Genomic DNA, 12,848 nt, shown 5'->3' on the forward strand with positions numbered 1-12,848 from the left:
TTAAACCAAATCGAACTATCAGTTTACTGTAATGTCAAATTCAAGATCAATATCAGACTCACCATCTTGAGCGGTGGATGTAGCTGATTTAATATCTGGCTGATGTTTCAAAATAATCCTGAATTTTCCTGATTGCGCAGTTGCAGCAGTTTGCCAAACCGTAGTTAATCCTAATGGATTACCATCAGCATCATTTTCAGAAGCATCATAATTTACCGCACCATCCCTGCTATCCACATTGCCATTGCCAGAAGGACTGGAAAATAAACCAGAAGTAAATTCATAAAAGAACATATGTTCATCATCTTCTTCCCTTATTTCATCTGTAATACTTTCACCTTCGATTGTATTATTGATTTCCAATGTAAGGGTGTAGGTTTGATCAACTGAAAGTGCAATAGCAGGTGTAACAAAATCAGCTGCACCGTCACCATCAGGATCAGTTGCAGTAACAACAACATCCGCTCCAGCACCGGCCGGTGAAAAAGTTAAAATTACTTGATCGATTACTTCTTCTTCGTTTTCAGCTTCAGGAGCATCATCATCGTCACATGATGCAAATCCAACCAATAGAGCTAACATTAAAATGTTCAGGTATTTCATAATTCTAGTTTTTGTTTTAATTATATGCAATATTATTGCAACTGCAACAATGTTGCAAGAAGATTATAATTTTAATTGCACCCCAAGTTGAAAGTTTATGCCAGGTTCATCAGCAAAGTAGCGTATCAGGTTAGTGTACTGTCTGTAAGAGGTGTTTAATGCATTTAATACCCTCAATGAAAAAACCCATTTTTGTAAACTTAATTCAGATGCCAGGTTAACCAATGCATAGCCATCAGGTGCTTTGGTAAAGTCAAAATTAGCATTGTTATCGATGAAGGGGTTGTAATCAGGGTCATCAACAAAGACTTCCGGTCTTATTACCCTGGGGGCATTGTATTGCTTAAAGGTATAACTAATATCTGCCTTGGCGCCCCACTCATATTCTCCGATTTTCGTTTTGTAGCTAAGCCCATAAGAAACCATGTTTGGAGGGATATTAAATAGCACATCGTTATTTCCAACATCTTTGGTATAAAGAAAGGTACCACTTATTTTAGAAGACCATCGCAAGGTATGTTGATAATTAATAGTGAGGTCTGCCCCGGCAAATACAGCATCAGTCTGTTTGTATATAAACAGGGGAAGTGTACCTCTTACTGTTCCAGAAATGCCACCAGGCGCTTTATAAATGTAGTTATCAATGATGTTTACATAAGGAGAAGCGTCAATTTGAATAAGGTCATTTGAAAAGGTATAATTGGCTATGAATTTATACCCTAACTCATTTTTTACATCTAGAGTGTTATTATCCAGCACTTGAGAGGTTGACAGTGTTTCTCCCTCAAGGGTATACCTGTAAAACCCGTATTCATTGGTAAACTGATGCTTACCAAAACTATAGAGTTCAGCTATGTTAGGTGGCCTCCAGGCTGTTGCAATATTGAACCTGAGTTTGCCGCTAGTTTTTAGGGTTTTGGAAATACCTAGAATACCACTTACACTCGTAAAGTTTTGTTCGTTTCTAAAAATATCGTTGCGGCTGTCCCTACCTCTGAACGAAGCCAATTGTATATCATATCTAAGTCCAAAGTCAAATTCTACATTAGGGTTTAATGGCCTTGATTCGGTAATAAAAATTCCAAACCGGGTGTTATTATAATTTGGTATAAAAGGTATGGTGTTAGTTCCGGGAATATTATTGTTGTCCTGGTACAACCACTGTCCACCTATTGAACCCTCCCATTTGTTCACAATCGGATGCAGCCATTCTGCATCGATGGAGTGTGTTGTAAGTTCTAAATCTATAGATGGTACTTCATTATTACTGCCTCTTCGTACATCAAATTCCTGGCGGTTATTCATTTGCAAACCATATGCTATATCCAGTCTGCTATTACTAAAATTATATTGGGCTTCAGTTTTTAATAGTGTGTGCGTTACCCGCTGCTTAGGTGTATTTATACTATAGGAGAAAGCAGAAGTAAAATCAGGAACTTCATCATTAATGGCATCTGCCAAATCTTCTATATTTCCGGTAATAGAACCCCTTAGAATTCCAAGTTCTTGATCTAAGTAGCTGAAAAAGGACTTTATGTCCAGGTTTTTTCGATGGTACCTCAAACCAAATGCAGTACTATACTCCCGCATACCAGTGTTTGTCAATTCATAATCCGGGGCACTCATATCACCTTGATATCTGGCAGCACCCTGTGCCATCCACGCCAGATTGCCATATCCTTTTTGAATAAGTAAGTTGCCGTCAACTGCCCTGCCATTGGTTTCTCCTTTTAAATTCAAATCACCATGCAGGTGAGAAGTTAATTCCATTTCAGGTGGACGAATCAGAATTACTCCACCCAATGCATTGGGGCCATATTTAACGGCAGAAGCACCTTTTATTACCTCGATTTCATCAATAAGTGAGGCATCAATTTCCGGGGCATGTTCCTGACCCCAGTCTTGGCTTTCATGTCGGATACCGTTGTTGATTATTAGAATTCTGTTGCTGTGCAAACCATGAATTATCGGCTTTGCTACATTGCTGCCAGTTGTGAGTGTTGATACCCCTGAGATACTTGATAATACATTTCCTAAAGAAGAAGATTTAATCTGATCTAAATCTTTACCCTGAATTTTCGTAGTTGTGTTACTCTTAAAAGCGTTGGCATTGCTGAGTTCTTCGATTACAACACTTTCAAGTATCAAATCGTCTGGAGCCAGTTTAATTACTGGGTTATTATGAAATTGATCATGGTGATGGGTTAAGGTTTTATAACCAATGTGTGTAAATACTAAATCGAATTCATCTACGCACAATGCTGTTAACGAGAACTCCCCATGCTCATTAGTGGTTGTTCCCTTATTTGTATTTGCCAACTGCACAGTGGCAAAGGGTACCGGCTTCAAATTGGCAGCGTCTACTACCTTTCCTTGTACAGTACAGCTGCAATCATCTTTGCACGATTGTTTTTGACCAAATGCGTTTAGGCTCGAAAAAAATATTAATAGAATTAGTAAGGGTCTCATAAGTTAATGCAACAAAGTTGCAGAAACTTATTCAACATCAGCAAGGAATTATGCAAATGGTGATATTAGTACTTATAGGGAAATCTATTGATCTATGACGTTAACGTCATTGAATTTGAATTTTTGAATCATGTAATAAAGTACATTAAATCCTAGAACGGACTCGTTGTTTTCGGCATTACCTGCATTTTCGGTAGTGTTACCTGCTGTACCTGAAGGTGTAATTTTTTCTGCCGTCTGTACTTTTTTTGGTTCAATAGGCTTCAAAACCTTTTTCTTTTCCTGAGTATTATTGGCAGCTGGCTTTACTACTGAATTTTCTTTGATGGATGTCGCATTGTTATGTGTGTCACCAATACCATCAGCGGGTAATTGCTCTTGATTATAATTACCGTCATTTTGATTAAAATCCCCCAAACCATGACCCGGGCTACCCTCTTGGGCTAAACTATAAAATGGATTTAGGAATAAAACCCCTGATATTAACAGGACAGTCAATAATGGCTTGTTAGTAGTTTTACTCATCTTAACTTTTCGAAGTGCCCTAATATACGCATTAAAATCCAAAAGGTTATTGAGTCCATTGGCTCATGTACCTTATTTTTGTTAATTACATAAAAATAAAATTATGGAGGAGATTTCATGGGCAGATTTTGAAAAAGTAGCCCTCAGAGTAGGTACAATTATAAGGGTTGAGGACTTTCCAGAAGCCAGGAAACCTGCCTATAAACTATGGGTAGATTTTGGCCCTGAAATAGGGGAAAGAAAGTCTAGCGCGCAGATTACAAAACATTATTCTGTTGATGAATTAATAGGAAAACAGGTTGTAGGCGTGATTAATTTTCCAGAAAAGCAGATAGGCCCTGTTATTTCCCAGGTTTTGGTTACTGGATTTGCTGATGAAAATGGCGATGTAATATTGGCAGTACCAGATAAAAAAACGCCAAATGGTGCTAAATTGCACTAAATTATGGCCGACTCGATATACATCAAAAACCTTAAGCCTGTAGACCTCACAGAAATGTACATCACATTTCTTGATGCCTTTTCAGATTATGCCATTCCATTTAAGCTGACTAAGGAGCAGTTTGTAAGAAAGTTTGTCCAAAAGCTAAAGATTGATTTCAACCTCACTGCCGGAGCCTTTAATTATGATGGGTCTTTGATTGGGTTTATTTTTTCTGCTGTCAATTATTATGATGGTAAACTTACAGCATATAATGGCGGTACCGGGGTAAGACCAAGGTATAGGGGTCAGCAGATTACAACTCAGATGTATGAGTATCTTAGGCCACTTTTCGATGAAAGAAAGATAAAGCAATGCGTGCTTGAAGTGCTTACATCTAATGACAGGGCTATTAGGGCTTATCAAAATATAGGCTTCGAGAAAACCAGGTTTTTTAAGTGCTATATTCTGGCAGATGTGGATAACTTGAAGGTAATGGCGAACAATACAAACGTGGATATTTTTGCAGTGAGACACCCTAATTGGGATGTTTATGATAAGTTCTATGATTATCAGCCAAGTTTCCTTGACTCTTCCAGAATGATAACAGACAACCTGGCCAATGAAACAATTATAGAAGCCCGCATTGAAGATGAGTGTGTGGGATTTGCAATTTTTCAGCCTTCATTTGGGCGAATTAGCCAGATCGGTATTAAGCCAGATTCAAGAAGAAATGGGATTGGTAGTGCTATTATTAATTACATTTTTGAAGGGAGTCTACAGAAAAAGCTTACAATAATCAATGTGAATGACGAAGCTGAAGGTACTAAGTCCTTTTTCACCAAGTTGGGATTTGATAACCAGATTGATCAATATGAAATGATATTGTCATTATGAGGTTTAACGAAATTGCTGAAGCCACTAATGGCATGGTGCTTACAAATTATTCCAACGATCAGATCAAATCCCTGATCATAGATAGCCGAAAACCATTTATATCCCGAGATGCCCTTTTTTTTGCTATAGCTGGTGAGCATCATGATAGTCATGACTTTTTGGAAGACCAGTATGCCAAGGGGGTTAGAAATTTTGTCGTTCAAAAAGAAGTAAAAATAGGGTCTGAGGCGAACGTTATTCTTGTTGATAACACTATTAAAGCGCTGCAACAAATTGCAGCAAAGCACCGCTCGCTATTTAAATTGCCCGTGATTGCGATAACAGGAAGTAATGGAAAAACCATTACCAAAGAATGGCTTTTCACTTGTCTGAGTCCTTTCTATAATATCGTGCGAAGTCCAAAAAGTTTTAATTCGCAGGTCGGGGTGCCCCTTTCTGTGTGGGGCATAGACAAAGCTCACAATATGGCCATTTTTGAGGCGGGCATATCTCAACCCAATGAGATGCAAAACCTTGAAAGGGTTATTCAGCCTACCTTTGGCATTTTCACCAATCTCGGTGCAGCCCATGATCAGGGTTTTGTATCCAGGGAGCAAAAGTTATCTGAAAAGGCACTGTTATTTGAAAATGTAGATAAGGTGATTTTCAATGGAGATGATGACCTGATTTATAACAAATTTTCGGTAAAGGGCTTTTGCTGGGGACATAATGATCGTTGCGCTCTTAAAATCATAAATGTTGATAACTCTTCGAAAGGTGTGCAGGTACAACTGCAGTTGGAGAAAGCAACTTTTGAGTTAAAACTACCATTTGCTGACTCGGCCTCTTTTGAGAATATGATGCATTGTATAGCCACAATGCTCTACCTCAAAATAGGTAAAGAGGATATTCAGGAGCGGATTAACAAGCTGCTGCCTGTAAATATGCGCCTCGAATTGAAGAAGGCAATAGGCAATAGCTATATCATCGATGATACGTACAATAACGATTTGGGAGGACTTCAACGTGCCATTGAGTTTTTAATAGCGCAGCAACAGAAAAGCAGGAAGGTTGTAATTCTCTCGGATATATTGCAATCGGGCTTGCCGGATGAAGTTCTTTATAACCAGGTGTTTGAGAAACTTCAGGCAGCCCATGTGGAACTTGTCATAGGAATTGGAAGCGACATAAGTGGTTATCAATCTTTATGTAAACAACCGGCCTATTTCTACAATAGCGCTGATGAGTTTCTAGATCAAATGGGTCAGTTAGACCTGAATGAATCCGTGATTTTAATTAAAGGGGCCAGGGTTTTTGGTCTTGAGAGGGTTGTGAAATCTTTGGAAGAAAAAATCCATGGGACAGTACTTAAAATTAACCTGGATGCCCTGACCAACAACCTTAATTTTTACCGGTCGAAGCTTGAAAGCAAGACTAAAATTATGGCCATGGTAAAGGCTTTTTCTTATGGAAGCGGAAGTTTTGAAATTGCCAATCTCATGCAGTTTCATCGTGTTGACTATCTGGGTGTTGCCTATGCAGATGAAGGTGTGAGACTAAGGGAAAACGGCATTCACTTGCCCATTATGGTGATGAACCCAAGCCCAGACAGTTTTGAAAGTATCTATAAAAATAATCTGGAGCCCGAGATTTATAACCTTGGTCTGCTTAATCAATATTTGCAATTTCTGAATGGCCGTGAAGGATCTATTCATCTAAAAATTGAAACCGGCATGAAGCGTTTGGGTTTTGATGAAGATGAGATAGAAGCACTTGTTGACACCCTCAAGTCTAATAGTAATTTAAAAGTGAAAAGCATTTTCAGCCATCTCGCGGGAGCTGATGATGGTGCTCATCAGCAATTCTCAGAACAGCAAGCTGATAAGTTTAAACGGCTAAGCAGTAAACTGATGGCAGCTCTCAATGAAAAGCCTCTACTTCACCTGTTGAACTCTCCGGGAATTTTACGTTATCCACAATTTCATTTTGATATGGTGAGGTTGGGTATTGGACTTTATGGTGTTGAAGCGGGCAAAACCGAAGACCAAAAATTGCTGCAACCGATAAGCGAGCTGACCACTATAATTTCACAACTGAGAACAGTTAAAAAGGGTGAAACAGTTGGCTATGGCCGTAAGGGTATAGCAAAGAAAGATATTGTAGTTGCTACCATTGCTATTGGTTATGCCGATGGGTTTTCAAGAGCATTTAGCCAGGGCAAAGGCTTTGTCTGGGTTAATGGACAAAGAGCCAGTGTCATTGGCAATGTATGCATGGATATGACCATGATAGATGTGACGGATATAAATGTAGAAGTGGGAGATCAGGTGGAAATCTTCGGAAATAATATATCAATTATTGAATTGGCTGATGCCATTGGCACGATACCATATGAAATTTTGACCAATGTTAGTCAACGGGTAAAAAGGGTGTACTTTACGGAGTAAACCCTTTTGAAAGATTTTCTTATTTTTTGTACAAAGCCTTCCCAGCCTCATAATATTTATCACCTTCAGTCCAGAATGGTGTAGTCGGATCATTGGCTATTAATCTACATGCCAATACATAGGCACCAAAGAACTTGTATAGGTAATCATAATCCAGTGTTTCCGGATTATCTGCTGTTTGATGGTAGTATTTACCAATCTCAGCATCAAAAGCTGTAAAACCAAGGCTAAAGGTAGGAGCAGGTACTCCCTTGGCAGCAAAACTTACATTATCTGAGCGGTCGAATAGGCCTTGCTCCCCAGCCGGATCGTCAATTGCAGTTATCCCAAATGTCTCACAGGCGGTTTTGATATGATCTGCAGCTGTGGTACGCCCAAGACCTACAATGGTAGCTATGGAAGTGTCATTGTAACCGCCATTATCACTGTTAAAACAATAAACCATCTGCTCCATCGGTATCAAAGGGTTTTCTGCATAGTACCTACTTCCCAAAAGACCTTTTTCCTCAGCTGCAAAAAGTATAAATAAGGCAGACCTTTTGGTTGGGTTTTTAGCAATGCTTTCAGCCGCGCTCATCACTGTCACTACACCTACGGCATTGTCTCTTGCTCCATTATAGATGGAATCCCCTTCTGCATTTGGTTTACCAATACCAATATGATCATAGTGGGCAGAGTAAATAACAAATTCATTTTTTAATTTAGGGTCTGTGCCTTCAACCATTCCAACAATATTTTTGGTGGCTATGTCTGTAGCTGTGCTGCCCTCAATTTGTACCTCAACAGATTTGTTGGACTGGAAAGTGTTCTGTCCTTGTTCATCACTTTTCACCATCAGGTGAAGGAAGTTATCAGTATCAGTGCTTTTAATTTTTGTGGAAGACCTTCCATAGTACCTGTTGAGTCGTGTCCATTCTGCATCATTAAAACTGGTCAGTTGAACCAAGCCAGCGGCTCCTTTTTCTTTGGCAAGTTTTGTTTTTTCTTCAGTGGCAGCAAAGGCAGCATTTAGGTCAGCGGCTTCTTTTGAGCCAGCCAGTGCAATCACCAACTTATCTTTAACATCCTTTTTCTTATAATCCTTCTCAGTTCCATATGCTACAAAAACAGTCTCCATTGATTTGGTGATATTGCCACTGCTTAGTATTACAATATCTTCAAAGGACTTTTCTCCAATAACGATTTTTTTAGTGGTTGCAGGGGTAACCGTTTCCAACACTATTGGCTGAAAGTATCCATCCACAGCGCCAGGAACAGGCTGCACGCCATATCGCTGGAATGTGGTCGATAAATATTTGGCCGCAATTTCAATTTCAGGGGATCCGGTAGCGCGACCTTTTAGCTCATCAGAGGCCAGGAAGTAAATGTGGCCTTTAATTGTGTTTTGAGATATGGTGGCCTTTACCAGCTCAGCATCTGTTTGTGCAAAAGCCGGAATGGTGGCAATCAGTAAAACGGAAAGTATTATGTGTTTAGTCATAAGGTTGAATTTTCTCGAATATAAGGGAAAACTGCTTAAAGGAATAGTCTTAAAATGACAATCGGTTTTAGCCCTATTTAATTTGAAGATGAATATGATCGTCATGCCTCACTGTCTGGCAACCATGAAACCTAATTTTATCAATAGAGCTCAAGCCCCAGCGTTGTTTTAGATGTGGTTCGATGAATATTTTAGATATCGATTGATTAGCGGCAAGCATACTTATAAGCTCGGCTGTTTTTTCTGCATTGACCTGATACTTATTTTCACTCCATTTTGGAATCAGGTTGGTTAGGAAACCATATTGCCAGTAGCCTTTGTCTCTGCATAGTTGTGGATAATTTGCTTCATGGGCTTTTGGTGCCTCATAAATACCATAACCAATAAAAGACGGAGCATTGTTGGTAGGCTGACCAGATAGTTTTTCGTCATAGTAAAATGCCAGGTCAACCTTTTTACCATCATTATGACTTAAGTGCGGAAAAAGTGGAAAACCATTAAAGAAAGGGAAATTGGCATCCAAATAACTGGTTTTGGTTCCTGGGTATCTGCTGTTCATTTCATTTGAAATGGTGAGTAAATCAGACTTCAACTCTGGCCTAACATAATGACGGTTGAGAAGGCAAGTCATAACATTCAGAGGCTGTAATGAGCCACTTAAAGGAAGTGCAACGCGTCCGAAGATTGGTGCGATTAGCGGGACAAGTAAGAGCGAAGCGCTTAGATATAATCCTACAAATAATGCGAATGACTTTTTGAAATCAAATGTTATTTTCCTGCCAATAACTACGGTGACGAGGTAAAGAATTCCTCCTAACTGTGTAATCACAGTTAAGAGGATAAATATCAAAATGTGAACGGCAAACTTTAGAAATCTCATTAGTCATATGAAACTAATCATTTATAAAGAAAACCTCATTAATTGCTTCACCTACTATTGATACACCAACCCAAACCCATAAGCAAACAATGGATCCTTGCTATCATAGGGCACATCTGTTTTTTGTTCTTCAACGGCTTTCATAGAGGATGGCAACTCGAAGGGAAGCTTACCTTTAGGTGCAGAGTTTCCGAAAATAATTTCACATACTGATTTGTCGCTGGCGCCATAATTAGCAATTAGGGCTTTTGAAGCTGCCGCAATATCAGGAATCACTGCAGGCCTGTCCAGATAGATATCCACTACTGTTGGCACAGTTTTAAGCAGCTTCATGATCTTCTCCTTCTCTTCACCTTTGAAATCCAGATCACCATGATGAAATCCTAGTGCAAATGGATTTTTTGTATCTGCCGGATACCATGGAGTGTTCACTCTAATGATGGCAAAGTCCGCTGCTTCTGGCGTGGCAACTACCTCTGCATATTCAGCCACAGTAGCACTGTCCATATTTTCAATGTATACTTTTAAGGTGTTTTTAGCCAATGGAAGTATATTTTCATCATTTTTAAGCAAAGTCATGGCTTCCTGCTGTGTTTTTGCGCCCAGAGCCTGCCATTCCGGTTTACCTACAATATCATTTACCTTGGTTTCATCTACAAATGGATTATCAAAAAGGCCCAGCTGAAATTTCTGCCTTAATAACCTGCGTACTGAGATATCAATTCTTTCTTCTGACAGTTTGCCTTCTTTAACCAATTGCACCACGTGCTCCGGCTTGTTTTCACCACCAAACTGATCGCATCCAGCTTCAATAATTCTTAAAACCCTTTCCACTTCACTCAACTCTTCCACGCCCCAGGCGCGTGCCTTCCAAACCACATCTGGTCCCATGGGCACATCAGAGATTAACCCCCAGTCAGTGCACACCACACCATCATAGTTATATTTTTCACGCAGCAGCGTGGTGATGATGGCCTTGTTATATGCCATGGCGACATTTTCATCAGTTTGGTCAGTAGGCACACCATAGTATGGCATAATTGCAGCGGTATTGGCTTCAAAGGCTGCCTCAAAAGGAATCAGATGATAGTCAAAATTATCGCCAGGATAAATTTGCCCTTTCTGAAATGAAAAGTGCGGATCAAGTCCTTCTTTCTGAGGACCACCACCTGGAAAATGTTTGGTCATCGTGGCTATTCCATTTTCATCTAAAATGGTGCCTTGCATGCCTTCAATGTAAGCCTTTACCAGCATAGCCGAAAGTTCAGCATCTTCACCAAAGGTGCCGGCAATGCGCGCCCAACGAGGCTCAGTGGCCAGATCTATTTGCGGGTGAAGTGCCTCTCGGATACCAATGGCCAGGTATTCTTGTCTCACTATATCTCCAAATTTTTTCATCAGGGCCTCATCACGTAATGCGGCAAAACCCAGCGTCTCGCAAAACTGCGAGAAGCCTTTGGCACTCATTGCAAAGATGTTATTGCTGAAATGGTGACGAGGGTCCGAGGCTATGGTTACAGGAATGCCCAATCTTGAACTTTCGGCTACCAATTGAGCATTGTTATACCATTTAGCAAATACGGCAGGGTCTTCAGGAATGCCCCAAATATTGAAGTAGTTCATCTCACGGTCATTCATATTTTCCACAATGCTTGGCATTCTTGCGGCAGGGCCTTCAACTCCTTCTTTGCTATCAGGCTGTGCAGTAGTGCTTACGCCAGTACCGTTAATAAACATAATACCAGCCTTTTCTTCGACAGTCATTTGACTGAGCAGGTCATCTATCCGCTCCTCTATGGGTAACGATGAATTCTCATATTTGTCAAGCTGGTTATTATGATTGAGGTCTCTGTATTTCTGCCCATTGGCCTCAACTATGGCCTTTGATTTTTGCTGTACGAGATCCGGAAGGCTGGCAGTTTCCTCATTTTTAGTAGCCGTCTGGCAGCTGATAATTACTGCCGATAGAAGAAGAAATAGTGACTTTTTCATTGTTTTAATTTCAATGTGTTAATATGACACATTAAAGATAATAAAATATTTTAAACCCAGGACTATTGACTGGTTTATTGAAGCAAAAGATCTTTTGATGGAGTACTAATTAACATTCATCCCATCAATCCACTGCTTTATAAGTGCCACACCCTCTTTGTGTTCTATTTTACGACCAAGTTCGGGCATCATTACGCCAGGATCTAGCGACTTAATGCGATGATATAGAATGGATTTATCAGGATTTCCTGGAACTATGCCATACTTCAAGCCTCCCGAACCTCTGCCTGCAGCTATTGGAGGCTTGCTGATACCCAGTTTATACTGATCAGTCTGAGAGGCATAAAGATAGAGCCCTGTGTTTTTGGCCGGCCCCTCAGGACTATGGCAGTGAGCACAATTAATTTCCAACCAAGCCCTGGCACGGTCTTTTATCATAGCTGTTTCGTCATCATAGTTGGTAAGACTTGGAATATCAGTCTCAGGCAGACCTGTTAACAGCCCAGTCTCCTTCCACTGTTGCAATTGACCATCGCGATTGAGCTGTCTGGCATTTGGTCCTATTGGAGAAAACCTGCCATAGCGCTCGTGGCAACTCTTGCATTGTACCTGATTGGGCACGGAATAGTTCAGGTCAACTTTTACGCCTTCGGTATTCTTCCATGACACATCAATAGACGCCCCTGCTATCTCCAAAATGGCTTCAGTCTGCTCTTGATTCCAAACATATGGTACTGCTTGCCAGGCAGTTGGTTCATGAATCAATAACCTGGTTTCAAGTATTCTTCTTTTGCCTTCTGGCTTGTTAAAATCTTCAGGGTAGTAGAAGTTTTTTATTAGCACCGAGCCAACCGGAAAATTTAATGTTGCCGAAGGCTGATAGCCCATTGTACTGTCTTTGGGGAGTTTAATAAATCTTGCCTTGTAGGCATAATCGCTAAAAAGAGCTGAATTGATATCATAGGGAAATACACCTTTGGCAGGTTTTAGCTTAGCCATTGGTAATTCAAAAAGCTCCCATGCACTCAATTTCTCAGGCCACTTACTGGCTTTTGAAGTTCCTGATAGCGATACTTCTTTGATTTCCTTTGGTGCATCTTTCTGTCTACATCCAAAAATCAACAAGGAAAGCAGTATAAATAATGACTTTTTCAT

General features: G+C 40.1%; 10 protein-coding genes. 3 read left to right on the forward strand and 7 right to left on the reverse strand.

The window, feature by feature from the left end; genetic code table 11:
* Positions 1–18: 18 nt before the first annotated feature.
* From RIB54_RS21590 to RIB54_RS21600, 3 genes are all read right to left on the reverse strand, one after another.
* Positions 19–603 (reverse strand): hypothetical protein, encoded by a 585-nt coding sequence (locus RIB54_RS21590; protein ID WP_350102972.1) that lies wholly within the window; start codon positions 601–603, stop codon positions 19–21.
* Positions 604–666: 63 nt separating this feature from the next.
* A complete protein-coding gene (locus RIB54_RS21595) occupies positions 667–3,072 on the reverse strand; it encodes a TonB-dependent receptor (protein ID WP_350102973.1) in 2,406 nt (801 codons plus the stop codon).
* 84 nt (positions 3,073–3,156) lie between these two features.
* On the reverse strand, positions 3,157–3,597 hold the full coding sequence (locus RIB54_RS21600; RefSeq protein ID WP_350102974.1) for a hypothetical protein: 441 nt from the start codon (positions 3,595–3,597) through the stop codon (positions 3,157–3,159).
* Between the two features lie 103 nt (positions 3,598–3,700).
* On the opposite strand from RIB54_RS21600, the gene RIB54_RS21605 reads away from it, so the two are divergent.
* Genes RIB54_RS21605 through RIB54_RS21615 form a run of 3 tightly spaced genes read left to right on the forward strand, consistent with a single transcriptional unit; the run spans position 3,701 to position 7,341 of the window.
* A complete protein-coding gene (locus RIB54_RS21605) occupies positions 3,701–4,039 on the forward strand; it encodes a tRNA-binding protein (protein ID WP_350069628.1) in 339 nt (112 codons plus the stop codon).
* A gap of 3 nt (positions 4,040–4,042) precedes the next feature.
* A complete protein-coding gene (locus tag RIB54_RS21610; RefSeq protein WP_350102975.1) occupies positions 4,043–4,915 on the forward strand; it encodes a GNAT family N-acetyltransferase in 873 nt (290 codons plus the stop codon).
* Positions 4,912–7,341, forward strand: coding sequence for a bifunctional UDP-N-acetylmuramoyl-tripeptide:D-alanyl-D-alanine ligase/alanine racemase (locus tag RIB54_RS21615; protein WP_350102976.1), 2,430 nt, complete (start codon positions 4,912–4,914; stop codon positions 7,339–7,341). The genes RIB54_RS21610 and RIB54_RS21615 overlap by 4 nt, the downstream gene beginning before the upstream one ends.
* A 19-nt stretch (positions 7,342–7,360) precedes the next feature.
* Here the strand turns inward: RIB54_RS21615 and RIB54_RS21620 are convergent, their stop codons facing one another.
* The 4 genes from RIB54_RS21620 to RIB54_RS21635 form a co-directional block, all read right to left on the reverse strand.
* Positions 7,361–8,821: a M28 family metallopeptidase gene (locus tag RIB54_RS21620; RefSeq protein ID WP_350102977.1), complete on the reverse strand. Its 1,461-nt coding sequence runs from the start codon at positions 8,819–8,821 to the stop codon at positions 7,361–7,363.
* A 73-nt stretch (positions 8,822–8,894) separates the two neighbouring features.
* The gene (locus RIB54_RS21625) at positions 8,895–9,701 is read right to left on the reverse strand and encodes a hypothetical protein (protein WP_350102978.1); all 807 of its coding nucleotides are present in this window, start codon (positions 9,699–9,701) and stop codon (positions 8,895–8,897) included.
* A gap of 54 nt (positions 9,702–9,755) precedes the next feature.
* Positions 9,756–11,693: a glycoside hydrolase family 3 protein gene (locus RIB54_RS21630; RefSeq protein ID WP_350102979.1), complete on the reverse strand. Its 1,938-nt coding sequence runs from the start codon at positions 11,691–11,693 to the stop codon at positions 9,756–9,758.
* 105 nt (positions 11,694–11,798) lie between these two features.
* Positions 11,799–12,848, reverse strand: a complete 1,050-nt coding sequence (locus RIB54_RS21635; RefSeq protein ID WP_350102980.1) for an SO2930 family diheme c-type cytochrome — start codon at positions 12,846–12,848, stop codon at positions 11,799–11,801.

The organism is Fulvivirga sp., assembly GCF_040218215.1.
Taxonomy (GTDB): domain Bacteria; phylum Bacteroidota; class Bacteroidia; order Cytophagales; family Cyclobacteriaceae; genus Fulvivirga.

What these genes read in the sequence shown, in the direction of transcription:
- RIB54_RS21625 (WP_350102978.1), bottom strand. Translation starts at nt 9,701, where the DNA reads ATGAGATTTCTAAAGTTTGCCGTTCACATTTTGATATTTATCCTCTTA.
- RIB54_RS21590 (WP_350102972.1), bottom strand. Translation starts at nt 603, where the DNA reads ATGAAATACCTGAACATTTTAATGTTAGCTCTATTGGTTGGATTTGCA.
- RIB54_RS21635 (WP_350102980.1), bottom strand. Translation starts at nt 12,848, where the DNA reads ATGAAAAAGTCATTATTTATACTGCTTTCCTTGTTGATTTTTGGATGT.
- RIB54_RS21620 (WP_350102977.1), bottom strand. Translation starts at nt 8,821, where the DNA reads ATGACTAAACACATAATACTTTCCGTTTTACTGATTGCCACCATTCCG.
- RIB54_RS21610 (WP_350102975.1), top strand. Translation starts at nt 4,043, where the DNA reads ATGGCCGACTCGATATACATCAAAAACCTTAAGCCTGTAGACCTCACA.
- RIB54_RS21600 (WP_350102974.1), bottom strand. Translation starts at nt 3,597, where the DNA reads ATGAGTAAAACTACTAACAAGCCATTATTGACTGTCCTGTTAATATCA.
- RIB54_RS21630 (WP_350102979.1), bottom strand. Translation starts at nt 11,693, where the DNA reads ATGAAAAAGTCACTATTTCTTCTTCTATCGGCAGTAATTATCAGCTGC.
- RIB54_RS21605 (WP_350069628.1), top strand. Translation starts at nt 3,701, where the DNA reads ATGGAGGAGATTTCATGGGCAGATTTTGAAAAAGTAGCCCTCAGAGTA.
- RIB54_RS21595 (WP_350102973.1), bottom strand. Translation starts at nt 3,072, where the DNA reads ATGAGACCCTTACTAATTCTATTAATATTTTTTTCGAGCCTAAACGCA.
- RIB54_RS21615 (WP_350102976.1), top strand. Translation starts at nt 4,912, where the DNA reads ATGAGGTTTAACGAAATTGCTGAAGCCACTAATGGCATGGTGCTTACA.